The 25,885-nt window shown below is 68.5% G+C and carries 18 protein-coding genes and 1 tRNA gene; 10 read left to right on the top strand and 9 right to left on the bottom strand.

All coding sequences use genetic code 11. From position 1 onward, the window contains the following. The first annotated feature begins 31 nt into the window (after positions 1–31). The gene (locus ASC65_RS16075) at positions 32–574 is read left to right on the top strand and encodes a hypothetical protein (protein WP_156459717.1); all 543 of its coding nucleotides are present in this window, start codon (positions 32–34) and stop codon (positions 572–574) included. Between the two features lie 79 nt (positions 575–653). On the opposite strand, the gene ASC65_RS16070 is transcribed toward ASC65_RS16075, so the two are convergent. Further along, positions 654–1,406, bottom strand: coding sequence for a hypothetical protein (locus tag ASC65_RS16070; RefSeq protein ID WP_056455540.1), 753 nt, complete (start codon positions 1,404–1,406; stop codon positions 654–656). Between the two features lie 168 nt (positions 1,407–1,574). Between ASC65_RS16070 and ASC65_RS16065 the strand changes: the two genes are divergently transcribed. From ASC65_RS16065 to ASC65_RS16045, 5 genes are all read left to right on the top strand, one after another. Next, the gene (locus tag ASC65_RS16065; protein ID WP_056455538.1) at positions 1,575–2,990 is read left to right on the top strand and encodes a circularly permuted type 2 ATP-grasp protein; all 1,416 of its coding nucleotides are present in this window, start codon (positions 1,575–1,577) and stop codon (positions 2,988–2,990) included. Then, positions 2,990–3,922: an alpha-E domain-containing protein gene (locus ASC65_RS16060; protein WP_056455537.1), complete on the top strand. Its 933-nt coding sequence runs from the start codon at positions 2,990–2,992 to the stop codon at positions 3,920–3,922. Before ASC65_RS16065 ends, ASC65_RS16060 begins: the two co-directional genes overlap by 1 nt. 3 nt (positions 3,923–3,925) lie before the next feature. Continuing rightward, positions 3,926–4,753: a transglutaminase family protein gene (locus ASC65_RS16055; RefSeq protein WP_056455535.1), complete on the top strand. Its 828-nt coding sequence runs from the start codon at positions 3,926–3,928 to the stop codon at positions 4,751–4,753. A 73-nt stretch (positions 4,754–4,826) separates the two neighbouring features. Then, on the top strand, positions 4,827–5,591 hold the full coding sequence (locus ASC65_RS16050) for a hypothetical protein (RefSeq protein ID WP_056455533.1): 765 nt from the start codon (positions 4,827–4,829) through the stop codon (positions 5,589–5,591). 35 nt (positions 5,592–5,626) lie between these two features. Then, the gene (locus ASC65_RS16045; RefSeq protein ID WP_056455531.1) at positions 5,627–7,018 is read left to right on the top strand and encodes a glycoside hydrolase family 47 protein; all 1,392 of its coding nucleotides are present in this window, start codon (positions 5,627–5,629) and stop codon (positions 7,016–7,018) included. 17 nt (positions 7,019–7,035) lie between these two features. Here the strand turns inward: ASC65_RS16045 and ASC65_RS16040 are convergent, their stop codons facing one another. From ASC65_RS16040 to ASC65_RS16020, 5 genes are all read right to left on the bottom strand, one after another. Further along, the gene (locus ASC65_RS16040) at positions 7,036–8,757 is read right to left on the bottom strand and encodes a cytochrome c biogenesis protein DipZ (RefSeq protein ID WP_056455529.1); all 1,722 of its coding nucleotides are present in this window, start codon (positions 8,755–8,757) and stop codon (positions 7,036–7,038) included. A gap of 33 nt (positions 8,758–8,790) precedes the next feature. Beyond that, positions 8,791–11,136 (bottom strand): arylsulfatase, encoded by a 2,346-nt coding sequence (locus ASC65_RS16035; RefSeq protein ID WP_056455524.1) that lies wholly within the window; start codon positions 11,134–11,136, stop codon positions 8,791–8,793. Between the two features lie 89 nt (positions 11,137–11,225). Then, positions 11,226–13,556, bottom strand: coding sequence for a GH92 family glycosyl hydrolase (locus tag ASC65_RS16030; protein ID WP_056455522.1), 2,331 nt, complete (start codon positions 13,554–13,556; stop codon positions 11,226–11,228). 110 nt (positions 13,557–13,666) lie between these two features. Next, on the bottom strand, positions 13,667–14,455 hold the full coding sequence (locus ASC65_RS16025; protein WP_056455520.1) for a hypothetical protein: 789 nt from the start codon (positions 14,453–14,455) through the stop codon (positions 13,667–13,669). A gap of 167 nt (positions 14,456–14,622) precedes the next feature. Next, on the bottom strand, positions 14,623–18,213 hold the full coding sequence (locus ASC65_RS16020; RefSeq protein ID WP_056455518.1) for a beta strand repeat-containing protein: 3,591 nt from the start codon (positions 18,211–18,213) through the stop codon (positions 14,623–14,625). Between the two features lie 404 nt (positions 18,214–18,617). Here ASC65_RS16020 and ASC65_RS16940 point away from each other — a divergent pair, with 404 nt between their 5' ends. Next, the gene (locus ASC65_RS16940) at positions 18,618–20,150 is read left to right on the top strand and encodes an MFS transporter (protein WP_082526108.1); all 1,533 of its coding nucleotides are present in this window, start codon (positions 18,618–18,620) and stop codon (positions 20,148–20,150) included. Here the strand turns inward: ASC65_RS16940 and ASC65_RS16005 are convergent. Then, positions 20,136–20,211: transfer RNA gene (locus tag ASC65_RS16005), tRNA-Lys, on the bottom strand. The genes ASC65_RS16940 and ASC65_RS16005 overlap by 15 nt on opposite strands. Before the next feature lie 173 nt (positions 20,212–20,384). Here ASC65_RS16005 and ASC65_RS16000 point away from each other — a divergent pair. Beyond that, positions 20,385–21,800 (top strand): amino acid permease, encoded by a 1,416-nt coding sequence (locus ASC65_RS16000; RefSeq protein ID WP_056455512.1) that lies wholly within the window; start codon positions 20,385–20,387, stop codon positions 21,798–21,800. Further along, positions 21,800–22,153, top strand: a complete 354-nt coding sequence (locus tag ASC65_RS15995; RefSeq protein ID WP_056455510.1) for an Hpt domain-containing protein — start codon at positions 21,800–21,802, stop codon at positions 22,151–22,153. Before ASC65_RS16000 ends, ASC65_RS15995 begins: the two co-directional genes overlap by 1 nt. On the opposite strand, the gene ASC65_RS15990 is transcribed toward ASC65_RS15995, so the two are convergent. Further along, the gene (locus ASC65_RS15990) at positions 22,150–22,515 is read right to left on the bottom strand and encodes a chorismate mutase (protein ID WP_056455508.1); all 366 of its coding nucleotides are present in this window, start codon (positions 22,513–22,515) and stop codon (positions 22,150–22,152) included. The genes ASC65_RS15995 and ASC65_RS15990 overlap by 4 nt on opposite strands. Next, the gene (locus tag ASC65_RS15985) at positions 22,487–23,302 is read right to left on the bottom strand and encodes a ferredoxin--NADP reductase (protein ID WP_056455506.1); all 816 of its coding nucleotides are present in this window, start codon (positions 23,300–23,302) and stop codon (positions 22,487–22,489) included. The genes ASC65_RS15990 and ASC65_RS15985 overlap by 29 nt, the downstream gene beginning before the upstream one ends. A gap of 160 nt (positions 23,303–23,462) precedes the next feature. Here ASC65_RS15985 and ASC65_RS15980 point away from each other — a divergent pair, with 160 nt between their 5' ends. Then, positions 23,463–25,730, top strand: coding sequence for a S9 family peptidase (locus tag ASC65_RS15980; RefSeq protein ID WP_056455504.1), 2,268 nt, complete (start codon positions 23,463–23,465; stop codon positions 25,728–25,730). The last annotated feature ends 155 nt before the right edge of the window (positions 25,731–25,885 follow it).

The raw sequence follows: 25,885 nt of genomic DNA, 5'->3' as shown, positions 1-25,885 counted from the left end.
TCTAGGCTTGACCTTATCAACGAGGATGCCTGTGTCCGAGATCGATCAAGCGACGGCCGCCGCCCTGGGTTGGCCCAAATCAAAATATGCATGGGTGGAGCGCGAGAGACGCTGGCTCTGCAAGAGCGTGCCGTTCGAGCGGGTCGTAAGCGCCGAGGTTTACACAGACTTGTATGTGGAGGGCACACAGCTCCGGTTGCGCGAAGCCGTCGCGGTCGGCGGCGGCGCCCGGATGCTCCGCCTTGGTCGGAAGGCGGATGTCACCCCGGCCGTTCGCTTGCTGACGTCGATCTACCTTTCGCCTCAGGAGTACCGGCTCCTCTCAACCCTGCCGGGGCGCACGCTGCAGAAGACCCGTCACTCGCTCGGCAAAATCGATGGCGCGGACGTTTTCGTGGACGTGTTCGAGGGGGCGTTGAGCGGCCTGATCATGGCCGAGGCCGAGTTCGAGACTCTCGAAGCCATGGAACGCTACCCGATGCCCGAGTTCGCCGTCCGGGAGGTCACCGACGACGTGCGATATACCGGCGGCATGCTGGTGGTGGATGGACTTCCGGATGGCCACGCGGACTAGCCGAGGACTTTGACGCGGTAAAAAAGGGCCCGGTGCGAACACCGGGCCCTTTCGTCACGTCAAGGCGCTGGGGGAGGGGTCAGCGTTTCTTGGCGTCGTGCTGACTGCCGACGCCGCCGTCAGAGACGTCGCCGACAATGGGGTTGTCGGCGGGCGTTCGAGGCTCGCCGGAGGCTTCGGTGCGCGGCCGACTTTGCCGCCAGGTGTCGAAATCGGCGGAGAACTTCTGCCGCCGCTCATGGCGCCATTCGTCATAGTCGCGGTCGAGGTTCTGCAGCTGCTGCTCGCGCCAGTGCAGGTAGTCCGGCTCGAAGTCGTGCTGCGAGTGGAGCGAGCGGCCGCGGCCCTCGACGTCCCGGCCGCCGCCGCGCCAGATGTCGGCGCCGGGGGTGTAGCCCTGGCTGGAATAGCCGCGATAGTCGCTGCGGCCGTAGCCTTGGGAGCGGCCATAGTCGCCGCCTTGGCGGTAGCCGAAGTCGTTCTGGGCGAAGTCGCGGCGGCTCATTTCGCGGTCGCGGACGTCATGACGCGGGCTGGCCTGACCGTACCAGTCGTCGCGCTGCGAGCCGTAGTCGGCCGAATAGGTCGGCTGGCCGCGGCCAAAGTCGCGCTCCCGGCCGCCGGGCGACCACTCGCCGCGGGCCTGGGCGCGATAGCGTTCCTGGTCCTGGGCCTGGTGACGGCCATAGGCTTCGGCGGTCCGGCCGCCGTCGCCGCCGCCGTAGCCCCAGCTCCGGTTCTCGTCGAAGCGTTGGTCGCGGGCTTCCCAGCGGCGTTCGTCGGTTTCGCGCTGATGGTCGTCCGGACCTTGGTGTCGGAAGGGGTTCTGCATTGATCGGCCTCCACGGGTTGGGGTCCGAAAAACAGGCCGACGCCGAGCCGGTTCCTGATCTCACGCGATCTCACGAAGGTGTCAGCGGCCTTTGCGAATCCGACACATAGCAGTTGCGCGGGCGCCGCCATCCGGGCCACGGTGATCCATTACCGACAAGGGAGCGGCATGGCCTTCGACGAGATGTCAGGTGACGGGACGGGCGCGGTCCGTCGGAGCTATCGCGGCCTGGCCAAATGGCTGGCGGACGCGCCAGACGGCCTGCTGCAGGCGCGCTCACGACAGGCCGAGCTGTTCTTCCGCCGCATGGGCATCACCTTCGCCGTCTATGGCGACGCCGACTCCAGCGAGCGGCTGATCCCGTTCGACGTGGTGCCGCGCATCATCGGCGCGGCGGAATGGGCGACGCTGGAGGCCGGGCTGGTCCAACGGGTCACCGCCATGAACCTGTTCCTGGCCGACGTGTACGACCGGCAGGAATGTCTGAAGGCGGGCGTCGTCCCGGCCGAACTGGTCCTGACCAACCCCCACTATGTGCCGGAGATGCAGGGCCGCCGGCCGCCGCGCGGGGTATGGACCCACATCGCCGGCGTCGACCTGGTGCGCACCGGCGAGGACGGTTTCTACGTCCTTGAGGACAACGCCCGCACGCCGAGCGGGGTCAGCTACATGCTCGAGAACCGCGAGATGATGATGCGGCTCTTCCCGGACCTGTTCGCCGACTATCCGGTGCGGCCCGTCGAGACCTACGCCGACATGCTGCTGGCGTCCTTGCGGGCCTGCGCGCCCGAGGCGGCGGGGGGCGATCCGACCATCGTCGTGCTGACGCCGGGGCCGTTCAACTCGGCCTACTATGAGCACAGCTTCCTGGCAGACAAGCTGGGGGTCGAACTGGTCGAGGGCCGCGACCTGTTCGTCGACGACGGCAAGGTCTTCATGCGCACGACCGAGGGGCGCCAGCAGATCGACGTCATCTACCGGCGCATCGACGACGACTACCTGGATCCGTTGACCTTCCGGCCGGACTCGACCCTCGGCGTGCCGGGGCTGATGACGGCCTATCAGGAGGGGACGGTGACCCTGGCCAATGCGGTCGGCACCGGCGTGGCGGACGACAAGGCCGTCTACACCTACATGCCCGAGATCATCCGCTTCTTCACCGGCGAGGAGCCGATCCTGAAGAACGTCCCGACTTGGCGCTGCCGCGAGCCGGAGGCGCTGAAATATGTGCTGGCCAACCTCGGCGAGCTGGTGGTCAAGGAGGTCGGCGGCTCGGGCGGCTACGGCATGCTGGTCGGACCGGCTGCGTCGAAGACCGAGATCGAGACCTTCCGCAAGAAGCTGATCGCCGACCCTGAAGCCTTTATCGCCCAGCCGACGCTGCAACTGTCGACCGCGCCGACCCTGGACAAGGGACAGCTGGCGTCGCGCCACGTCGACCTGCGACCCTTTGTGCTGTCCAGCCCCGACGGGGTGAAGGTGGCCCCGGGCGGCCTGACGCGCGTGGCGCTGAAGCCCGGTTCGCTGGTGGTCAACTCCAGCCAGGGCGGCGGAACCAAGGACACCTGGGTGCTGGACGTCTGATGCTTAGCCGTACCGCAGACAGCCTGTACTGGACCGGCCGCTACATGGAGCGGGCGGACTTCCTCGCCCGCATCCTCGAGGCGACGATCCGCCTGGCGGCCATCCCCACGCGCGGCGACGGCGACGCCGAGACGGTCTGGGCCAGCGCCCTGGCCTCGGCCGGGGCGCCCCGCGCGCTCGGCCGCTCGCCGACCGAGAAGTCGGTGCGCGAATACCTGGCCTTCTCGCCGGACAATCCGTCCTCGATCACCGCCTGCATCACCCGCGCCCGGACCAATGCGCGCTCGGTGCGCACCGCCCTGACCGTCGAGGTCTGGGAGGCCCTGAACGGGGCCTGGAACGGTCTAACGGAGCAGGGGCAGCCGACACGCCGGGATGACTTCGGCCGCTTCCTGGAATGGGTCAAGAACACAACCCTGGCCATCGAGGGCGCGACCTCGCGGACCATGCTGCGTAATGACGCCTACTATTTCCTGCGTCTGGGCGCGGCGATCGAGCGGGCCGACAACACCGCCCGGCTGCTGGACGTGAAGTACAATCTGCTGCTGCCCGAGGGCGAGCGCGTGGGCGGGCAGCTGGACTATTTCCAGTGGACGACCCTGTTGCGCGAGGTGTCGGCCCTGACGGCCTATCGCTGGGTCTACCGCGATAGCGTCAAGCCATGGCTGGTGGCTGATCTGCTGGTGCTGAACCGGCAGATGCCCCGCTCGCTGGCCAGCTGCCAGGCCTCGATCGTCCGCTACCTCGAGCGGTTGGCCACTGACTACGGCCGACGCGGGCCGGCGCAGCGGCTGGCGGCCGAGCGGATGCGCCAGTTCGACCACTCGCGCATCGAGGCCATCTTCCAGTCCGGCCTGCACGAGTACATCCAGGAGTTCCTGGGCGAGAACGGCCGCCTGGGTCAGGCCATCCACGACCAGTATCTGGCCTGACCCATGCTCATCAGCATCGACCACCTCACCACCTACGACTACCACCGCGCCGCGCGGTTCATCATCCAGGTGCTGCGCATGACGCCGCGCTCCAGCGAGGCGCAGCAGGTGCGGCACTGGCGCGTCGAGACCGATGTCGACGCCCGGCTGCGACGGACCGAGGACGCCTTCGGCAACATCGTCCATACCCTCTACACCGAGCAGCCGACGCGTAGCCTGTCAGTGCGGGTGTCGGGCGAGGTGGCGACCACGGACACCCATGGCGTCGTGCCAGCCGACCAGGAGACGCTGTCGCCGCTGGTCTTCCTGCGCGACACCGAGCTGACCAAGCGCGACCAGCTGATCTCGGTTTTCGCCTCGGAGTTCCTGGCCCATCCGCCGCTGGACCGGATGCACCGGCTGATGGCGGCCATTCACGGGTCGGTGGCCTTCGAGGTCGGGGTGACCACGCCGACCCACACCGCGGCCGAGGTGTTGGCCCTGGGGCGGGGGGTCTGCCAGGACCACGCCCACGTCTTCATCGCCTGCGCCCGACAAATGGGCGTGCCCGCGCGTTACGTCTCCGGCCACCTGTTGCGGCTGGACGGACAGGATCAGCAAGAGGCCGCCCACGCCTGGGCTGAAGCCTGGGTCGAGGGCCTGGGTTGGGTCGGTTTCGACGCCGCCAACGGCATCTGTCCGACCGACCGCTATGTGCGGGTGGCGACTGGCCTGGACTACCTCGGCGCGGCTCCCGTGCGGGGCGCCAGCTATGGCGGCGGGGGCGAGCAACTGGCCGTTCGGCTCAATGTTCGTGATGCAGAGGTGCAACAGGGGCAACAACAGGCGTAAACTGCGACATGGCCGCCGCGGGAATCAGCTACCGTCGGCCCATGACCGATGTGCACCGGAGTTGGCGCGCCCGATGACCTATTGCGTTGGCATGCTGGTCGAGGAAGGCCTGGCGATGATCGCGGACACGCGCACGAATGCGGGTGTCGACAACATCTCGTCCTATCGGAAAATGCATATCTTCGAGAAGGTCGGCGAGCGGGTGCTCGGGGTCTGCACGGCGGGCAATCTGTCGGTCACCCAGACCGCCCTGGCCATGGTGCGCGAGGGCGTGCACCTAAACGTCGGCGAACCGGCCGAGACGCTGGAGACCGCGCCGTCCCTGTTTCGTTGCGCCCAACTGCTGGGCCATGCTCTGCGCAGCGTGCGCATGGCGATCGCGCCGGGCCTGCAGGCGGACAGCCTCAACACCTCGGCCTCCATGCTGCTGGGCGGCCAACTCGCCGGCGGCGAGATGGGGCTCTACCTGATCTACAGCCAAGGCAATTTCATCGAGGTCGGCCGCGACACGCCGTATCTGCAGATCGGCGAGCTGAAATACGGCAAGCCGATCCTGGAGAGCGGGCTGGAATACGATTCAAGCCTGTCGGAGGCGGTGAAGCTGGGACTGATCTCCTTCTCGACGACCATGCGCTCGAACGTGGGCGTCGGGGCGCCCTTCGACATGCTCACCCTGCGCCGCGACGCCATCGTCGGCGACGAACGGCGGATCGAGGCTGACGACCCCTATTTCGTCGACCTGCACGACCAGTGGACCCGCGCGCAGGTCCACGCCCGCCGGGCCATGCCCGAGCCGCCGTGGATGATCGGCCCGAGGCTGGCGGCCCAGAACGGCTAGACTTGCGGGCAGGCGTGGCCGGGATACGGTGACGCATGACCCTGTCCCTGAATCGCCGCTCCGCCCTCGCCCTGATGGGCGGCTCCGCCTTCGCCGGCCTCGCCGGCGCGCCCGCCTACGCCCGCTCCGAGGACTGGGCCGCGCTCGGCGCCGACGTGAAAGCCGAGTTCAAATGGGCCTGGGATCATTACGTCGACCGCGCCTGGGGCAAGGACGAGATCAACCCGGTGTCGGGGACTTCGCGGTCCTTCTTCATCGACGGTCATGATCTGGGCCTGTCGCTGGTCGAGGCGCTGGCCACCCTCTGGATCATGGAGCTGGACACCGAGTTCCAGCAGGGCGTCGACTGGGTCAAGTCGAGCCTGAACTTCGACATCGACGGCTATTCGCAGGTGTTCGAGACCAACATCCGTCTGGTCGGCGGCCTGCTGGCGGCGCATCTGGCCTGCGGCGATCCGGTGCTGCTGGCCAAGGCAAAGGACCTCGCCGACCGGCTGATGAAGGCCTTCGACGCCTCGCCGCACGGCCTGCCGTTTCGCTATGTGAACCTGAAGACGGGGGCGGTGCGCGACCCGGAGACCAACCTGGCTGAAATCGGCACCTACGCCACCGAGTTCGGCCTGCTGGGTCAGCTGACCGGCGACGACCGCTACTACGCCGCCGCCAAGCGAGCCATGAAGCATGCGCTGGACAAGCGCTCCGACCTTGGCCTGATGGCCGCCAACATCCATGCCGAGACGGGCGAGTTCACCAGCCGCAACGCCTCGATCGATGTCTATGCGGACAGCTTCTACGAATACCTCTGGGACAGCTGGGACCTGTTCGGCGACGCCGAGATGAAGGGCTGGGCCCAGGAATGCCTCGCCGCCATGATCGCCCACCAGGGCAAGCGGTACGAGGGGCGGCTGTGGTTCCCGATGGTCGACTATCAGACCGGGGCGGTGACCGGGACCTCGCAGACGGTGCTGGGCGGCTACCTGGCGGGGCTGCTGGGGCAGGCGGGCTTCAAGGCCGAGGGTGACGACTTCCTGGCCAGCTACGAGGCCATGCAGGACAAGTACGTCATCATCCCGGAGTCGATCGACGTCACCGCCGGCGTCGCCCGAACCAAGCGGACCGGCCTGCGCCCCGAATTCGCCGACGCCTGCCTGAACCTGTGGCTGGGCGACCGCGACGAGCGTTACCGCGTGCTGACGGCCCAGCACTATCGCAACATGAAGGCCACCTCGAAGGCGGCCTACGGCTACACGTCGCTGGCCGACATCACGACCCGGCCGATGACCCAGGGCGACAACTGCCCCGGCTACTGGTGGTCGGAGCAGACCAAATACTACTACCTGATGTTCGCTGAGCCGAAGCGGGTCGACCTCAGCAAGCTGGTGCTGAGCACCGAGGCCTGCGTGCTGCGGGGTTTCGTCAGGCCCTAGAGCCTGAGCGGTTGGGCCTAGCCGAAGGTGAAGGCGAAGGCCTGGGCGCCGGGGTCGAGGAATTCGATCTCGAACAGGTGTTCGCCCGCGCCCTCGGAGCGGCGGATCAGCTGGTAGAGCCGCTGTCCATCGATGCGGCCGAAGCCCTGGGCGTCGATGTCCGCGCCCGCGTCGGGTCCGGGCGGCCGGCCGTCCAGGGTGACCCGGAACCGCACCGGCCGATCGCCGGCCGAGCCCAGCACCAGGTGCAGGTCGCGGGCCTTGAAGCGGAAACGGAGCCTGCCGCCGGCCTGGACCGCCTCGGCTTGCTCGGCGCGGACGATCCACGAACCGGACAGGGCCCACTGGTTGAGGGTCAGCGCGGGGGCCGAATAGAGCCGGGCGGCGTCCCTGAGCACGGGCTCGGGCGAGGCGAAGCTGCGGGCGCGGGCGTAGCCGACATAGGTCTCGGGCGAGTCATCGGCGCGGCTGGACGCGGCCTCGGCCCCTTCGCCGGCGGCGCGGGACAGGGCGGGGCCCGGATCGCGGCCCGCCTCCCGCAGCAACTGGCGGATGATCTGCTCCGACTGGTCGTAGTCGCCCTCGCCGAAATGCAGGTGGCGGACGTGACCCCGGGCGTCGATGAAGTAGTGGGCCGGCCAATACCGGTTCGAATAGGCCCGCCAGATGGCGAAGTCGTTGTCCATCACCACGGGGTAGGTGAGGTCGAAGCGGCGCACGGCGTCGCGGACGTTGGCGGGATCCTTCTCGAAGGCGAACTCGGGCGTATGGACCCCGATCACGACCAGGCCGGCGTCCTTGTAGCGTTCGGCCCAGGCGCGGACGTAGGGGAAGGTGCGCACGCAGTTGATGCAGGAGTAGGTCCAGAAGTCGACGACCACGACCTTGCCCTGGAGGTCCTGAGGCGTGAGGGGCGACGCGTTCAGCCATGGGCCGCCGCCCTCGAAGCCCGGCATGGGGCCGAAGTCCGGCAGGTTCATCACATCGACCCGACGCGCCTCTGGGGCGCCGGCGCCGGCGCGGGCCAGCAGGCCCTGCTCGATCCGATTGGTCCCGCCGGCCGACAGCCGCGTCAGCAGGCCGGTGTCGAGGCCCAGCGCGATGGCGGCCACGCCGACCAGCACCAGGGCGCCGAGGCCGCGCCGGACCCATTCGCCGACACCCAGCGAGGCCTTCATCGCCTTGAACACCCGCCCGCCGACCAGAAGGGCGAGGGCCAGGGAGGTCGCGGCGCCGAGCGCGTAGGCGACCAGCAGCAGGGTCGTCGAGGCGCTCGCCCCCTGCAGCGCCGCCCCGGTCAGGATGAGGCCCAGCACCGGTCCCGCGCAGGGCGCCCAGAGCAGGCCGGTGGCGATGCCCAGCACGAAGGACGGACCGACGCTGGCGCCGGTGCGACGGGTCTGCTCCGACGCGCCTTCGGTCAGTCGGGCGCCCATGGCGACGAGGGGGCGGGTCAGGCGGTCGGCCAGGGTCGGAAACAGCAACGTCAGTCCCAGCACCGCCAGCAGGGCCAGGGCCGCCCAACGCCCGATCAGATTAGCCTGAACCGCCCAGCCGCCGCCGACGGCCGCCAAGGTCGCCACCGCCGCGAAGGTGATCGCCATGCCGGCCAGCAGCGGCAGGCCGCTGCGCACGAAAGGCTGGCCCGCCCGCGCGAACACGAACGGCAGCACCGGCAGGATGCACGGGCTGACGATCGTCAGGGCGCCGGCGAGATAGGCGACGAAGAGCAGCAACATGCTGCGAGCTTACGCCGCCCGGAGGCCTGACGCCTACTGTCGCGCCATGGCCAGCTTGAGCCGGTCCTCGGGCTTGATCAGATGGCTGTGGTCGTCATCGCCGATGTCGATCTGGACCCAGTCTAGCTGACCGTTGAAGGCGTTGTTTGTCGGGCCGTATTCCGGGGACGCCGGAGAGCCGGTGTCGTTGCCGACGTCGCAGGCTTCGTCCGCGGAATAGCCCATCGGCTGGGTCTTCTCGACCCGGCCCTTCCCGACCGCCTTGCCGTCATAGAACAGGGTCACGTCGCCGCCCTTGGCCAGGCCGCCGCCGTCATATTTGAACTCCATGCGGAGTTGATGCTTGCCGGCCGGCGCCGGCTTCTCAGCCTCGATGATGAAGTAGTCGATGCCAAAGAAGTTGTAGCAATACTTCAGCTTGCCGTCCTTGCAGTAGAGCACCCAGCCGCCGGCCTCGCCGCCCTGGTTGATGATCACGCCCTCGGCGCCGCCCTCCGGCACGGTGACGTCGGCGGTGACCGAGTAGGACTTGTTCTTCAGGGTCAGGACGCAGGCCTCGGCCACGCGCATGCCGGGGAACAGCAGCTGGCTGTTGCCGCTGATGACCTGCGGCCGGCCGGCGATGTCCGGATTGACCCGTTCGAAGCCGCGGTCGTCGAGCGGCACGACGTTGTATTTGGTCGCCTCGATCAGCCACAGGCGCTGGAGCTCGGCCAGTTTGGCGGGGTTCTCCTTGGCGATGTTGCGAGCCTGGGTCCAGTCGTCCGGCGCGTAAAGCTCCCAGACGTCGTCGTCGAAGGCGCAGGGGGTATCGGCGCTCCACGGCGTGCGGTGCTTGGTGCAGGCGGTCCAGCCGTCGTGATAGATGCCGCGGTTGCCCATCATCTCGAAATACTGGACCAGGTGGGTCTCGGGAGCCTTCGCATCACTGAAGGTCGGGGCCATGCTGACGCCTTCGAACGGGGCCTGGGCGATGCTGTTGACGATGGCCGGCTCGGGCAGTTTGCAGACCTCGAGGATGGTCTTGGCCACGTCGATGACGTGGTGGAACTGGCTGCGGATCGCGCCCTTGTCCTTGATGCCGTTGGGCCAGTGGACGATCGTGCCGTTGCGCGTGCCGCCCCAGTGGGAAGCGACCTGCTTGGTCCACTGGTAGGGCGCGCACAGGGCGTGGGCCCAGCCGACAGCGTAGTGGTTGTAGGCCTTGGGGGTCCCGAAGTCGTCGATCTTGCTCAGCAGGAATTCGGTCGTCTCGATGCCCGGCATGCCGTTCAGGGTGCACATCTCGTTGAAGCAGCCGTTCAGCGTGCCTTCGGCCGAGGCGCCGTTGTCGCCGATGATGACGTAGATCAGGGTGTCGTCGAGGACGCCGAGGTCCTCGAGTGAATCGATCAGGCGACCGACCTCATGGTCCGCCTGCTCCAGGAAGCCGGCGTAGATCTCCATCTGCCGGGCGAAGACGGGCTTCAGCGCCTCGTCGACCTCGTCCCAGCCGGGGATCTCCTTGTGACGCACGGTCAGTTCCGCGTCCTTGGGGATGACGCCGAGCTTCTTCTGCCGTTCGAGAGTCTCCTCCCGCAGCTTGTCCCAGCCGGCGTCGAACTTGCCCTTGTACTTGTCCGACCAGGCCTTGGGGACATGGTGCGGCGCGTGCGTCGCGCCGGGCGCGAAATACATGAAGAACGGCTTGTCCGACATGAGGGCCTTCTGTTGCCGGACCCAGGTGATGGCCCGGTCCGCGAGGTCCTCGGTGAGGGTGTAGCCCTCCTCGGGCGTGCGCGGCGGCTCGACCGATTTGGTGCCCTCGTACAGGCCCGGATAGTACTGGTTCGCCTCGCCCCCGACGAAGCCGTAGAAATGCTCGAAGCCGGAGCCCGTCGGCCACTGGTTGAAGGGCCCGACCGGGGTGACCTCCCACAGGGGCACCTCGTGGCATTTGCCGAACTGGGCCGTCGAGTAGCCGTTCAGCCGCAGGATCTCGGCTATGGCCGCCTTCTCCTTGGGCCGGATGCTGTTGTTGCCGGGGGCCGAAGTGGCCATCTCGGTGATGGCGCCCATGCCGACCGAATGGTGGTTGCGGCCGGTCAGCAGGGCCTGCCGGCTGGGGGAGCACAGGGCGGTGGTGTGGAAGCGGTTGTACTTCAGCCCGTTCTTCGCCAAGCGCTCGAAATTGGGGGTGTGGCAGGGACCGCCGAAGGCGCTGGATGCGCCGAAGCCGACGTCGTCGATCAACACGATCAGGACGTTGGGCGCGCCTTCCGGCGGCCGCAGCGCCTTGATCGGCGGATATTTCGTGTTCGGGTCCTTGGCGTCGTAGGTGGTCAGTCCGACTGTCTTCTGGTCGGGAATGGGCAGTATGTGACGCGGCAGATCGGCCATGACGAACTCCTTTGGCGGGGCGCGTCATACTGCCGACCGGGTCCGCCGGCAGGCATGGGGCGAAACCCGAGGCCCGCCAGTCGGGACTCCTAGGGCGCGCTCATCGAGTAGGGCCGGCTGTCGGCCGCTGCGCCCCAAGTCGTGTTCGGCTCGGCGCCCATCACGAAATGCAGCTCGCCGCCGGCCTGGATCTCGGCGTGGCCGATCCAGCTGCGGGTGAGGGGCTGGCCGTTGAGGGTGACCGCCTGAATGTAGGGATGCTCGTCCGCCAGACCCTCTGTCGAGATGACGAAGCGACGGCCGTTGGGCAGGTTCAGGGTGGTGCGCTCGGTAAAAGGCCGACCGATGACGTACTGACCCGAGCCAGGGGTGACGGGGTAGAAGCCCATGGCGGTGAACATCAGCCAGGCCGACATCTGGCCGACGTCGTCATTGCCCGCCAGGCCGTCCGGCGTCGCCTTGTACTGGCTGTCCATGATCTGCTTCAGCCGGGCCTGGGTGCGCCAGGGCGCGCCGGCGTGGACATAGGCGTAGGCCGAGTGGTGGCTGGGCTCGTTGCCATGGATGTACTGGCCGATCAGGCCGGCGATGTCCTCGGCGTGGGAGTAGTCGAGTCCGGTGTTGTCGTAGTCGAACATGGCGTCGAGCTTGACGACCGCAGCGGCGTCGCCGCCCATGGCCGCGATGAGGCCGCCCATGTCCTGGGGCGCGAACCACGAATACTGCCAGGCGTTGCCCTCGGTGTAGTCCGAACCATAGTTGATGGCGGTCGGGTCGAAGGGCTCGCGGAACGAACCGTCAGCCAAGCGGGCGCGGACGAAGCCGGTGGCGGGGTCGAAGGTGTTTTTCCAGAAGCCGGCGCGACGGTCGTACTGTGCGGCGACGTCGGCGCGGCCGAGACGCTCGGCCATGCGGGCGATGGTCCAGTCGTCATAGGCGTACTCGACGGTCTTGGAGGCCGCCTCTGGCTCGCGGTCGATCGGCACGAAGCCCAGGTCCATGTAGTCGCCCAGGCCCCCGTAGGGCCGGTAGGTGGCGCTGGCCGTCATGGCGGCGAGGGCGCGCGGCCCGTCGATGCCCTGGACGCCCTTCAGGTAGGCGTCGGCGATGACCGGCACGGCGTGATAGCCGATCATGGTCCAGGTCTCCTGGCCCGCGAACGACCAGACCGGCAGGATGCCGTAGGGGCTGACCTCGCGCGCCGCGATCAGGGAGTTGACCATGTCGGCGTTGCGGCTGTCGGGCTGCACCAGCGTCAGCAGCGGGTGCTGGGCGCGGAAGGTGTCCCACAGGCTGAAGGTCGAATGGACGGTGAAGTCGGCGTCGTGCACCGCATTGTCCGGGCCGCGCCAGCGGCCGTCGACGTCGCCGTGGACCGAGGGGGCGATCAGCGAGTGATAGAGGGCGGTGTAGAGGCTGGCCCGCATCTCCGGATCGGCCTCGATGTCGACGGCGCCCAGGGCCTGCTCCCAAGCGGTCCGGGAAGAGGCGCGGACGGCGTCGAAGTCGCCCGGCTCGGCCTCGAGATTCCGGATGGCGCCGGCCTCGTCGACGGACGAGACGGCGACGCGAACCTGCAGCGGGCCGGCCAGTTCGCCGAAGTCGAAGGCGGCTTCCAGCTGGCGGCCCTGGACCTGGGCGCGGTCGTTCATGGCGCGGCCGGGCTGGCGGAAACCCTTGTAGGGGATCGCCTCGTCGCGATCGCGCAGCTCATAGCCGACGACCGGGGCGGAGAAGCGCATGGCGAAGTAGAACTGCCGCCCCGGGGCCCAGCCGCGGGTCTCGCGGAAGCCGGTGATGGTGCCGTCCGGATGCACCCGGATGCGCGACCACAGCACCTTGCCCGGGTAGTCGTAGATCGACGGCCGGAAGTCGAGCAGGACGCGGGCCGGGGCGTTGCGCGGGAAGCTGTAGCGATGGACGCCGATGCGGGTCCCGGCGGTCAGTTCGGCGCGGACGCGCGAGTCGGTCAGGCTGACGGCGTAGTAGCCAGGCTCGGCGACCTCGGAGGCCTTGTTATAGCGCGAGCGGTAGCCCGAGCCGGGCTGGTCGGCGGCGCCGGCGTCCCAGCGCACCTCGCCTGAGATCGGGACCAGCAGCAGGTCGCCGAGGTCAGAGTGGCCTGTGCCCGAGAAATGGGTGTGTGAGAAGCCGAGGATGGTCGGGTCGTCGTAGCGGTAGCCCGAAGCCCAGTCATAGCCCTCGCGCAGAAGCTTGTAGTCGGTGTCCGGGCTGAGCTGGACCATGCCGAACGGAGCCACGGCGCCGGGGAAGGTGTGGCCCTTGCCGGCCGTGCCGATGAACGGATCGACGGCCTCGAACGGGGAGGGCGGTGCGGTCGCGGCCTCCTGCGCCGTGGCGCAGCCCGAGAGACCTACGGCCGCCCAGGCCGCGAGCATCGTCATCCGACCCAGGCGCATCGACTCTTCCCCCTGACAGAACCGGCGGGACCCTAGACCATTTTTGGATCAGGTCGAATCGACCCGAATCCAGAAAATGGTCCCAGCCCCGCCGGTCTATTCAGAGGTCGTCAGAACAGCCAGTCGTCGTTCGACACCCCGGCGTCGAAGCCGCCGTGGTCGAAGCCGGACAGTCCGCCGTCGTGGTGCGCCATCCGGGCTTCCAGCCCGAGGAACAGCCGATCGGCGAGGCCCGACGCCACGTCGAAGCCGTCGAAGGCGTCGGCGAACGTCAGGCTCGGCAGGACCTGGGCGGCGTCATCCGCCAGCGCCGGCAGCACGAAGGGATCCGCGTCGGCCGCCATCAGGGGGCTGACCTCGGCGCCGCCCTTGCCTTCGGACTCGCCGATCGAGGCCGCAGGCGACGGATAGGTGAGCAGGCGGGTCTGGTTGTTCGACCAGCGGATCACCTCGATGGAGGTGACGAAGGTCGAGCCGTCGCGGCCCGCCACCTTATCGAGGATGCGGTAGCCGGCGCCCTCGGCCGTGACGGTGTACTCGCCCGCCAGGCCGCGCATCTGGATCTCGTCCTTGGCCCCGAGGCCGCCGTCGATGATGTCATTGCCGCCGCGCCCGCGCAGGATGTCGTTGCCGTTCCCGCCGGTGATGTGGTTGTCCAGCGTGTTGCCGTTGCCGACGAAGGTCCCGGTCCCGCCGACGTAGAGCAGGTTCTCGATATTGGCGCCCATGGTGTAGCTGCCGATGCGGGCCTCGACGGTGTCGATCCCCTCGCCGGCCAGCTCCACGCAGGTGTCGAAGGCGTCCAGCACGTAATAATCGTTCCCCTGCCCCCCCTGCAGCTGGTTGTTGCCGCCGCCGGAACCGCCCCACAGGATGTCGTCGCCGAAGGCGTCCAGCACGTAATAATCGTTCCCCTGCCCCCCCTGCAGCTGGTTGTTGCCGCCGCCGGAACCGCCCCACAGGATGTCGTCGCCGCCGAAGCCGAGCAGGGTGTCGGTCCCGATGCCGCCGTGCAGGACGTTGTTCCCGGCGTTGCCGATCAGCAGGTCGTTGTAGACCGAGCCGGTCAGGTTCTCGACGCCGGTGAAGGTGTCGGTTCGTTGTTCCCGGCGTTGCCGATCAGCAGGTCGTTGTAGACCGAGCCGGTCAGGTTCTCGACGCCGGTGAAGGTGTCGGTGGCCCCGTCGCCGTCGTTGGTCGCGCGGTTGGTGTCCAGGCGTGCGGTGACTCCCGCCGCCGCCAGGGTGTAGTCGACCGTGTCGATCCCGCCGCCGCCGTTCAGAACGTCCACGCCGCCGCGGCCGCGCAGGTTGTCGTTGCCGCTCCCGGCGGTGATGGTGTTGTTCTGGGCGTTGCCGGTGGCCGCGAAGTTTCCGTTCCCTGCGAAGACCAGGTTCTCGACGTTCAGGGCCAGGACGTAGGTGTTGATCCGGGCCTCGATGGTGTCGTTACCTTCGCCGGCGACTTCCACGACGGAGTCATTGGCTTCCAGCACATAGTAGTCATCGCCGAGCCCGCCCTGGACCTGGTTCACGACGCCGGCGCCGCCCCAGATCACGTCGTTGCCGGCCAGGCCGAGGATGGTGTCGGCCCCGAGGCCGCCGCGCAAGATGTTGCCGGCGCCGTCGCCGATCAGGGTGTCGTTGAAGGCCGAGCCGGTCAGGTTCTCGATCGAGACGAACGTATCTGTCGCGCCGTCGCCGTCATTCGACGAGCTGTTCGCGTTGAGTTGGGCTCGGACGGCAGCCGCAGCGGCGGAATAGTCCGCCGTGTCGATCCCGTTCCCGCCGTTCAGCACGTCCACGCCCGCGCCGCCGCGCAGGACGTCGGCGCCGTCGCCGCCGAGGAGCTGGTCATTGCCCGTGACGCCGTGGAGGAAGTCGTCGGCGCCGAGGCCCGACACGATGTCGTCGCCCGCGCCGCCGCGCAGGTCGTTGTTCGCGCCGTTGCCGGTCAGGTTGTCGTTGTAGGCCGAGCCGAACAGGTTCTCGACATCCGCCAACGTATCCTGGCCGCCGTCGCCGTCGTTGGCCGCCGTGCCGGTGGTCAGGTTGGCGATGACGCCGCCCGCCGCCAGGCTGTAGTCGGCGACGTCGATATCGTCGCCGCCGATCAGCGCGTCGTTGCCTTGTCCGCCGCGCAGGTTGTCGTTGCCGGCCATGCCGTCGAGGGTGTCATCGCCCTCGGTGCCAGTCAGCATCTCGCCGTTCGGCGTGCCGTTGACGATGATCCCGGCGATGACCAGGCGGTCCGCGAACTGCATCCGCTCGACATTGACCAGGATGTCGGAGCCATCGGCGCCGGAGACGCTGGTGACGCCGGCGACGGTGCTGATCGAATAGTCAGCGTAGTTCCCTGAGAAGATGGCCGTGTCGACGCCGTCGCCGCCGTCGAGCTCGTCGGAGCCGAGGCCGCCGTTGAGGGTGTCGTCGCCAGCCATGCCGAAGACGATGTCGGTTCCGCTTGAGCCGACGAGGATGTCGTTGTGGTTCGACAGTTCGAACGCCTCGATGTCGACGTACTGGTCGCCGGCCGCGTCGCCGGTGCTGGCGGCGTTGTTGGCGAGGTTCAGCGTCAGCCCCACGGCGGCCGAGACGTAGCTGCCGATGTCGTAGCCGTTCAGTCCGCCGAGGATGTCGGCGCCCGCGCCGCCATCAAGCCAGTCGTCGCCGTTCGCGCCGCTCAGCCAGTCGGCCCCGTCGCCGCCGCGGAAGCGGTCGTTGCCGCCGTACAGGTCGAAGATGTTGTCGGCGCCCGAGCCGCCAGTGACGTGCAGGTGCTCGAAATTCGCATAGGTGACGGTGGTGTTGCCCGACGGGCCGTCGCGGAACAGGCCTCCGAAGGACTGGATGCCGACCGTCTCGGTCGACCAGTCGACCACGAGAATGTCCTCGCCATCGCCGCCGTCGACCGTGTCCTGTCCGCCGCCGACCGTGATGACGTCGTTCCCGCCGCCGCCCCAGACGTTGTCACCGATGCCGTCATTCGCGTTCCCGACCCGCGTGGTGACGATGTCGTCGCCCGAGCCGAGGGTGAGATAGAGCCGCTCGATGCCGACGACGTCGCTGCCGTTGCCGAGCGCCTGCACCCCGCTCTCATTGAGGTCCAGCTCGATGCCCGTCGAGGTGTCGCTGAAGTCGGCGTTCCACTGGTCCAGACCCGTGCCGCCGTTGACGTGGGCGATCCCCTGGTAGGTGACGATCATGTCGTCGCCGGCGCCGCCGTCGACCGTGTCTTCCCAAGCCCCGTTGAGGGTCTGCAGCTCGTCGTCGCCCGAGCCGCTGCGGATGATCATCTTCTCCATGCCGTAGAAGCGATTGTTGCCGAACATGCCCGAACCCGGCGTGGCCGACTCGCTGGAATGCAGGGCCGCGGTCCGGTCGCTCATCTCGATGATCAGGGTGTCGACGCCGGCGTCGCCGTAAAGCTCGTCGCCGAGGCCGCCGCCGAAGCCGCCGCCGCCCGAGGTGATGACGTCGTCGCCGTCGCCGGCGCGGATGACGTCCATATAGCCGACGCCGCCGGTCTGCTGGTCCGTGCCGGTGTTGTTCGCCCCGTACAGGGTGGTGATGACGTCATTGCCCGAGCCGAAGGTCAGCTCGGCGCGCTCGATGCTCCGCACCGAAGAGCCGCCGCCGATGGCGCTGATCGCGGAGACGCCGGCGTTGAGGTCCAGGGTCATGCCGCCGGTGTAGTAGGTGAGGTCGGCGTACCAGGTGTCGACGCCTGCGCCGCCGTCGACGACCGCCGCGCCGGCGTTTGTGTTGAGGAAGTCGCGGCCGTCGCCGCCGAACACGGTGTCGTTGCCGTCGGCGGTGGTGAAGTTGTCGTCCCCGGAGCCGAGGCGAACGTTGAAGTTCTCGACGCCCTTGAAGCTGACCCGCTGGGTGCTCCCCGCGTTGCGCAGCACGCCGTACTCGTTGTCGTAGGGCATCTGCAGGAAGACGGCCGCGGTCTCAGCCGAGAAGTCGGCGATCAGCGTGTCGACGCCGAGACCCAGTTGATAGACGTCGTTGCCGCCGGTGAAGGTGATGGAGTCGTCGCCGTCGCCCGTGTCGATGGTGTCGTTATAGGCGCCGGTGCGCCCCACGACGGTGTCGGCCCCGGTCCCCAGAACCAGCAGCAGGCGTTCGATCGCCGTCACGCTGGAGCCGTTGCCGATGCTCATCGGGCCGCCGGCGGCCGCCGCGTTCAGGTCCAGGGAGATGCCGGTCGCGTTGTTGCTGAAGTCAGCGCGCCAGAGATCGATCCCGGCCCCGCCGTTGACCGTCGCATTGCCGCGCCAGGTGTCGATGTCGTCGTCGCCGCTGCCCGTGCTGACGATATCGGCGCCTCCGCCGGTGACGATGGTGTCGTTGCCCGAGCCCGTACGGATGTCGAAGCGCTCGAAATTGGTGAAGTCGACCTGGCGGGTCGGGACTTCATAGAAGTAGCCGGTCACGTCGCCGCTGGAGGGGAAGAACTGGCCGGTGACCACATTGCCGGTGGCGTTGGCGAAGTCGACGATGAGCAGGTCGTCGCCGAGGCCGCCGTCGGCGCTGTCATAGGCTGGACCATGCACCGTGATGGTGTCGTTGCCGTCACCGCCGTTGAGGGTGTCCTGTCCGTCAGTGTCGACGAGAACGTCGTCGCCGGACGTGCCGTTGATGATGGCCATGCGAGATCCTTGCGTGATGAGTCGTCCGCTCATCCCCCATGGCGCGGCCGCGCGCCTGAGAAATCACTGGAATCCCTATTTCGCAAGAGGTGTCAGAGGGTTGCGGGCAGGGCGCATACCAAGGATTGGGGCCTGACGACTGCCTGACGGCCGCCCCGCCTCAACCTTCGCGTTCTGCGCGATTGACGTTTCCGCCAAGCCTGTGGCTGCGGCGCCGCAGGCTTGGCTATTCCTGGCCAGTCGTCCGCGGTGACGAGAATGTCGTCGAGGCTGCCTGGAGCTCCACGACCCGTCCCCGTCCCGCCCCTGCGCCCGCCTGACCCACCGCTCGTCAGGCCAGAGCACGGGGTCCCTAGGGTCTTTACCGGATTGCCGCGCGGGCGCCGGGATGGCGGTGCTGTCCCATGTTTGAACCCCAAGCCGACATCGACCCTGCGGCCCTGAAGCGGGGCTTGCGCACCCTGACGCTGGAGGTCGTCTGCTCCTCGACCTGCGACGCGGTGATGATGGGGGTGATCCTCACCGCCTTCGCCCTGCACAACGGGGCCAATGAGGCGCAGATCGGCCTGTTGGCGGCGATCGTCTTCTGGGCCCAGTTGCTGCAGGCGCCGGGCGTGCTGCTGGTCGAGCGCTTGCGTCGGCGCAAGGCCATCGCCGTGGTCGGCAGCCTGGTGTCGTCGATGGCCCCCGCGGCCCTGGCGGCGCTGGCTTTCGCGGCGGGCAGCGGGCGGGAGGCGCAGTTCGGGATGATCGCCGCCGTCGCCCTCTACTGCTGCGCCGGGGCCTTCGCCGGTTGCGCCTGGAACGCCTGGACGCGTGACCTCGTCCCCGACGACATCCGCGGTCGCTTCTTCGCCCGGAGATCCCGTCTCGGCATGGTGGCCAGCGTGGGCATGGGGCTGATCGCGGCGGCCACGCTGGACGCCGTGCCGGAGGGCGCCGGGGGACGGGCGGTGGTGTTCGGCGGCCTTTATCTGCTGGCCTTCGTCGCCCAGCTGCTCAGCGCGACCAGCCTGTCGCAGGCGGTCGAGCCGATGATGCCCGAGACCGCCGAGCCCCGCCGGCTCAGGGCGCTGCTCTCCGGGCCGTTGCGCGATCCCGACTTCCGCTCGCTGATCCGCTTCACGGCCAGCTGGAATTTCGCGGTCAACCTAGCCCAGCCCTTCTTCACCGTCTTCATCCTCAAGCAACTGGGCTTCAGCGTGACGGTGATGATGGCCCTGACCATCCTCAGCCAAATGGCCAATGTCTGGGCGCTGAAGCGCTGGGGCCTGCTGGCCGACCGCTATGGCTTCAAGTCGGTGCTGAACCTGGCGGCGCCGTCCTTCCTGCTGTGCGTGCTCGGCATGATCGGGGCGTCGCAGTTCGCCTCCCAGACGGTGACCCTCGTCTATCTGGCGCTGCTGCACATCCTCCTCGGGGTGACCACGGCGGGGGTGTCCCTGGCCTCGGGGGCCATCGCCCAGCAGATGTCGCCCAAGGGCGAGGCGGCCGCCTATCTCTCGGCCAACGGCCTGATCTCGTCGGTCATGGGCGGCATCGCTCCGATCCTGGGCGGTCTGGGCGCCCACTTCTTCGCCGTGCGCGAGTTCGGCCTGTCGCTGGAGTGGACTGGGCCGCACTACCAGGGCGAGGTGCTGGGCCTGAGCCTGAACGGGTGGGACTTCTACTTCGCCCTCTCGGCCCTGTGCGGCCTGTATTCGCTGCACCGGCTGTCGGTCATCAAGCAGGAGGGTGAGATCGACCGACGCGACCTGATGCAGGTGATCATCGAGCGCGCCTCATCCCGCTTCGGCGGCGCCACCGCGGGCTCGAGCGCACCGGTCGAGCTGTCGGCGACGCTGGCGGAGGGGCAGGCGGCGAGCCGCAAGCCGCGGAGGCGGCGGAAGGCGGCGGAAGGCGGGGAAATCAGGGAAGGACGATGGTGGGTGATGTAGGGTTCGAACCTACGACCCGCTGATTAAGAGTCAGCTGCTCTACCAACTGAGCTAATCACCCGAACTCATCGTCGTGTCGGCGGCGTCGGCGGGACCGGCGTCGGCGAGGGGCGGGACATAGCGGCGACGTCCGGCGATGGCAAGCGGCTTTTCCGTGTCCGTTTCGGTTTGTCGCAGGAGGCGATAGGGTCGCCCTGGAATCAGCCGCCGAAGCGCGGCGGGGGAGACGCGACCATGGCCTTCTGGAACCGCCGGCGATCGATCGACGCCATGCTGGCCCCGCACGACGGACCGGCGCTGAAGAAGACTTTGAGCTGGCCGCACCTGATGGCCCTGGGCGTCGGCGCCATCGTCGGCACGGGCATCCTGACCCTGATCGGCGTCGGCGCCGGTCTGGCCGGGCCGGCGGTGATGATCAGCTTCGCCCTGGCCGGTCTGGTGTGCGCCTGCGCGGCGCTGGCCTATGCCGAACTGTCGACGATGATGCCGGCGGCGGGCAGCGCCTACACCTACTCCTACGCCGTGCTGGGCGAGCTCATCGCCTGGATCGTCGGCTGGAGCCTGATCCTCGAATACTCCCTGGTCGTCTCGGCCGTGGCCGTGGGCTGGTCGGGCTATGCGGTGGGCTTCCTGACCGGGCTGGGCGTCGACCTGCCGACGGCGCTGACGGTCGGACCGCATGTGGCGGGCGGGGTCGTCAACCTGCCGGCCGTGGCCATCATCGCCGTGGTGACCGGCCTGCTGCTGCTGGGCACGCGCGAGAGCGCCACGCTGAACGCCATTCTGGTGGTGATCAAGATCGTCGCCCTGATCGGCTTCGTGGCCATCGCCCTGCCGCACTTCAACCAGGCCCACTTCACGCCCTTCATGCCCAACGGTTTCGGCGCGCCCTTCGTGCAGACGGGGGTGATGGCCGCGGCGGCGATCATCTTCTTCGCCTTCTACGGCTTCGACGCCATCTCGACGGCGGCCGAGGAGACCAAGAACCCGGGCCGCGACCTGTCGATCGGCATCGTCGGCTCCATGCTGGTGTGCACGGCCCTGTATCTGATCGTGGCCGCGGCCGCGATCGGCGCCCGGCCGGTCGAGAGCTTTGCGGCCAGCCCCGAGCCCCTCGCGCTGATCCTGCGCGAGCTGGGACAGGGGACGGCGGCGCAGTGGCTGGCGGCCAGCGCGGTCATCGCCCTGCCGACCGTGCTGCTGGCCTTCCTGTTCGGCCAGAGCCGCATCTTCCTGGGCATGGCCCGCGACGGCCTGCTGCCGCGCTCGCTGGCCAAAGTCTCGAGCCGCGGCGTGCCGGCGGTGGTGACGGTGTTCACCGCCATCGTCGTCGCCGCCCTGGCCGGGGTGATGCGCCTGGACGAGCTGGCCTCGCTGGCCAACGCCGGCACGCTGGCGGCCTTCTTCGCCGTCGGTCTGAGCCTGGTCGTGCTGCGCGTCCGTGATCCGAACCGGCCGCGCGTGTTCAAGGCCCCGCTGTGGTGGCTGGTCGGCGCGATCTGCATGATCGGCTGCGTGATCTTCTTCCTGAGCCTGCAGGCCCGCACCCAGCTGTGGTTCCTGGCCTGGAACGCGGTCGGCCTGGTGGTCTACCTGGTCTGGTCGTCGCGCAACTCGCGCCTGGCCAAGGGCGAGGAACAGGCGGGCTGATGGCCCGCCGCGACCTGTCCGGCGCCGTCGACTTCACCGTCCTGGAGCGGATGACCGGCGGCGAGGACTCGATCACCGACGAGGTGCTGGGCCTGTTCAGCCAGCAGGCGGCGATGTGGTCGCCGCTGCTCGACGTGCGCGAGGAGGGCTGGCGCGACGCCGTGCACACCATCCGCGGCGCGGCGTCGGGGATCGGCGCGGACGGGCTGGCGGCGGCCTGCCAGGACGCGGAGGCTGCCGACAAGGCCGAGGCTCCGCCGCTGCTGGACCGGGTGCGCGATCAACTGGACACGGCCCTGGCCGACGTGGCGGCCTACCGCCACGAGATCATGCTGAGGTCGCTGCGGGGTTAGGCCCGCGTCTTGTCCCACACGCCCAGTTCGTGGGCGATGCAGCGGTCGATCAGGGTGCGCCAGACCGGCTCGGCGATGTCGGCCGAGAGACCGGCGGGCCCGGCGGCGGCCAGCACCTTGGCCACCACATCCTCGATGCGGGCGTCGTCATGGACCACGTCGCGGCTCGGCTTGATGCGGGCGGCGGCGTCCATGTAGCGCTGGCGCTCAGCCAGGAGCTGGACCAGGGCGCGGTCCAGGGCGTCCACGCCGTGGCGCACCTCGGCCATGGTCAGGCAGGCTTCCGGGGCCACGCGAGCATCGACAGCAACCACGGTCTGGGCCTTTTTCACATCAACCGACAAAAGCGCGCTCCAGAACATAGTCGCCGGGCTCGGCGTTCGAGCCCTCCTTGAGACCGTAGGTCTCAAGCAGTTCGCCCGTTTCCTTGATCATGGCCATCGAGCCGCACAGCATGACGCGGTCGGTGTTGGGCGAGAAGCCGATCGGCAGGCCGAGATCGGCGAAGATGTCGCCCGACTTGATGCGGTCGGTGATCCGGCCCGGCGTCTCGAACCGCTCGCGGGTCACGGTCGGATAGTAGCGCAACTGCGCCTTGGCCTCCTCGCCGATCAGCGGATCGTCGTGGATCCCGGCCGTGAAGAAGTCGCGGTAGGCCAGGTCGGCGACGTTGCGCACCGTATGGCAGACGATGACCTGGCCGAAGCGGCTGTAGGTGTCAGGATCGCGGGCGACGCTGAGCCAGGGGGCCAGGCCCGTACCGGTGCCGATCAGCCAGAGGCGATCGCCGCCGGTCAGGGCGTCCAGCACCAGGGTGCCGGTCGGCTTCTTGCCCATCAGGACGGTGTCGCCGGGCTGGATCTTCTGCAGGCGCGAGGTGAGGGGGCCGTCGGGCACCTTGATGGAGAAGAACTCCAGCTCCTCGTCCCAGTGCGGGCTGGCGATCGAATAGGCGCGCAGGATGGGCTTGGCGCCGCCTTCCCCGGGCAGGCCGATCATCACGAACTCGCCGGAGCGGAAGCGGAAATCCTCCGGCCGCGCGATGCGGAAGCTGAACAGGGCGTCGGTCCAGTGATGGACGGACAGCACCTCCAGCTCATGGAAGGGCGAGGCCTTGGGCGGAGGGGGGGAGACGGCGACGTCGGTCATTGCCGGGCTTATTAGGGGGCTCGGCGCGGTTTCGGAAGGGATGCGGTGTCGCGTCGATTGTGGGACGCGCGCCACAGGCCCGTGCATCGTGACCCGCAGCGGGTCAGCTTTGCATTTCGCGGGATGACGAGGCGCGAAACCCACACTAGCGTCCGCCGCCATGCGCAACATTCTTCTCGCCTCAACCCTGTTCCTCGCGGCCCAGTCGCCGTTCACCGCCGCCATGGCGCAAGAGACCGCCGCCAACCCGGCCGTGCTGACTCCCGAGCGAGTCTTCGCCAACCCGTCGCTGTCGGGCCCGGTCGCCAAGGGGGTCAGCCTGTCGCCCGACGGCGAGCTGGTCGCCTTCCTGCGCTCGCGCCCGGACGACGTCGACGTGCTGGACCTCTGGGCCGCCCCGACCGGCGCCGGCGAGCCGTTCAAGCTGATCGACGCCCGCGCCCTGGTGCCGGACGCCGGCGAACTGTCGGAGGCCGAGAAGGCCCGCCGCGAACGGATGCGCATCAGCGCCCGCGGCGTCGTCGAATACTCCTGGGACGAGCAGGGCCGCTACATCCTGGCTCCGCTGGAAGGCGACATCTTCCTGGCGTCGCGTGAGGGCGGTCAGATCCGCCGCCTGACCGAGACCGAGGCCGACGAGATCGACGCCAAGGTCTCGCCCAAGGGCAATTTCGTCTCCTTCGTCCGCGACCAGGACCTGGTCGTCTACGACCTGGCCTCGAACCGCGAGACCGCCGTCACAACCGACGGCGACGGCCTGCAGACCTGGGCCACCGCCGAGTTCATCGCCCAGGAGGAGATGGACCGGGACACCGGCTACTGGTGGAGCCCGGACGAGCGTTTCATCGCCCTGCAGCACACTGACGAGTCGACCGTCGACGTCATCCCGCGCCTCGACATCTCGGGCGGCGGCGCGCGCACGATCGAGCAGCGCTACCCGCGCGCCGGTCGTCCGAACGCGGTGGTCGAGCTGTATGTGCACGACCGCCAGAGCGGCCAGCGGGTCAAGGTCGACCTGGGCGCGAACAACGACATCTACCTGGCCCGCGTGAACTGGTCGGCCGACGGCCGCACCCTCTACGTCCAGCGCCAGTCGCGCGACCAGAAGACCCTGGACCTGCTGAGCGTCGATCCGACCACGGGCGCCTCCAAGGTCATCGTGACCCAGACCTCTAACGCCTGGGTGCCGCTGAACCACGACTTCAAGGCGCTCGAGAACGGCGACTTCATCTGGTCCTCGGAAGAGACCGGCTGGAAGCACCTGTACCTCTACAACCGCGACGGCCGCCGCCTGCGCGCCATCACCAGCGGCCAGTATCCGGTCAAGTCGCTGAACGGGGTGAACCAGCGAACCGGCGAGGTCTTCTTCACCGCCTCGATGAAGGACGGCCGCGAGAACCCGACGGAACAGCAGCTGTTCCGCACCAGCCTGCGCCGCACCGCCACGCCGGTGGCGGTGACGCCGGAGGGCGGCTGGTGGTCGGCCTCGCTGAACAAGACCGGCACGGCGTTCGTCGGCAACTACACCGACCTGAACACCCCGATGCAGTCGGGCCTGTACCGCGCCGACGGGACCTTCGTGCGCTGGATCGAGCAGAACAAGCTCGACCAGAACCACCCCTACTGGCCGTATCTGTCGCGCCGTGGCGAGACGACCTTCGGCACGCTGGAGAGCCACGGCGAGACCCTGGTCTGGCAGATGACCACCCCGCCGGGCTTCGACCCGTCGAAGAAGTATCCGGTAATCATGCAGGTCTACGGCGGCCCGTCGGGCGGCGGCGTCAAGCGCGGCTGGCAGGGCGCGACGAGCCAGTTGCTGACGGAAGAGGGCTACATCGTCTTCCGCCTCGACAACCGCGGCGAGGGCGACCGCTCGGCGGCCTTCAAGCAGGCCCTGTACCTGAAGATGGGCCAGCCGGAGATCGAGGATCAGGTGCTGGCGGCCGACTACCTGCGCTCGCTGCCGTACGTCGACGCCGACCGCATGGCGATGATGGGCTGGTCCTACGGCGGCTTCATGAGCCTGATGGCCATCACCGAGCCGAAGATGGGCCTGGCCGCCGCGGCCGTGGGCGCGCCGCCGACCGAGTGGAGCCTCTATGACACCCACTACACCGAGCGCTTCATGTCGACGCCGGAGCTGAACCCGGAAGGCTACGCCGCCTCGGACGCCATCCCGCGGCTGCCGAACATGACCGGCCGGATGCTGCTGATGCACGGCATGGCCGACGACAACGTCATCCTCGAGAACTCGACCCGGGTGATCGACGCGATGCAGGCCTCGTCCAAGCCGTTCGAACTGATGCTCTACCCCGGCCAGCGCCACGGCGTTCGCGGCAACGAGCGCCAGCTGCAGCAGTGGCGGACCTACCTCGACTTCTTCGACCGCACCATCGGCGAGCGCTCGCCGGCGGCGCTGGAAGACTGATCTGAATGACCGGGGTCTTGCGAAAGCGGGACCCCGGTTTTCGTTGGGGCCCCCTGGGGGGCGATGGAGCCGCGGCATGCCGCTCGGGATCAGCTTCAACGGCGGGAAGTGGGGGGATGCGAAGATCCTGTCGCTCGGCTACGCTTTCGAACAAC

Origin of the sequence: Brevundimonas sp. Root1279, from assembly GCF_001425945.1 — a bacterium.
Taxonomy (GTDB): Bacteria; Pseudomonadota; Alphaproteobacteria; order Caulobacterales; family Caulobacteraceae; genus Brevundimonas.
Note: the sequence above shows the minus strand (reverse complement) of the source record. Positions and strands in the feature narration are given on the sequence as shown.

Coding starts and splice junctions, on each gene's coding strand:
- ASC65_RS16070 (WP_056455540.1), bottom strand. CDS start 1,406: ATGCAGAACCCCTTCCGACACCAAGGTCCGGACGACCATCAGCGCGAA.
- ASC65_RS16065 (WP_056455538.1), top strand. CDS start 1,575: ATGGCCTTCGACGAGATGTCAGGTGACGGGACGGGCGCGGTCCGTCGG.
- ASC65_RS16060 (WP_056455537.1), top strand. CDS start 2,990: ATGCTTAGCCGTACCGCAGACAGCCTGTACTGGACCGGCCGCTACATG.
- ASC65_RS16055 (WP_056455535.1), top strand. CDS start 3,926: ATGCTCATCAGCATCGACCACCTCACCACCTACGACTACCACCGCGCC.
- ASC65_RS16050 (WP_056455533.1), top strand. CDS start 4,827: ATGACCTATTGCGTTGGCATGCTGGTCGAGGAAGGCCTGGCGATGATC.
- ASC65_RS16045 (WP_056455531.1), top strand. CDS start 5,627: ATGACCCTGTCCCTGAATCGCCGCTCCGCCCTCGCCCTGATGGGCGGC.
- ASC65_RS16040 (WP_056455529.1), bottom strand. CDS start 8,757: ATGTTGCTGCTCTTCGTCGCCTATCTCGCCGGCGCCCTGACGATCGTC.
- ASC65_RS16035 (WP_056455524.1), bottom strand. CDS start 11,136: ATGGCCGATCTGCCGCGTCACATACTGCCCATTCCCGACCAGAAGACA.
- ASC65_RS16030 (WP_056455522.1), bottom strand. CDS start 13,556: ATGCGCCTGGGTCGGATGACGATGCTCGCGGCCTGGGCGGCCGTAGGT.
- ASC65_RS16020 (WP_056455518.1), bottom strand. CDS start 18,213: ATGGCCATCATCAACGGCACGTCCGGCGACGACGTTCTCGTCGACACT.
- ASC65_RS16940 (WP_082526108.1), top strand. CDS start 18,618: ATGTTTGAACCCCAAGCCGACATCGACCCTGCGGCCCTGAAGCGGGGC.
- ASC65_RS16000 (WP_056455512.1), top strand. CDS start 20,385: ATGGCCTTCTGGAACCGCCGGCGATCGATCGACGCCATGCTGGCCCCG.
- ASC65_RS15995 (WP_056455510.1), top strand. CDS start 21,800: ATGGCCCGCCGCGACCTGTCCGGCGCCGTCGACTTCACCGTCCTGGAG.
- ASC65_RS15990 (WP_056455508.1), bottom strand. CDS start 22,515: ATGTTCTGGAGCGCGCTTTTGTCGGTTGATGTGAAAAAGGCCCAGACC.
- ASC65_RS15985 (WP_056455506.1), bottom strand. CDS start 23,302: ATGACCGACGTCGCCGTCTCCCCCCCTCCGCCCAAGGCCTCGCCCTTC.
- ASC65_RS15980 (WP_056455504.1), top strand. CDS start 23,463: ATGCGCAACATTCTTCTCGCCTCAACCCTGTTCCTCGCGGCCCAGTCG.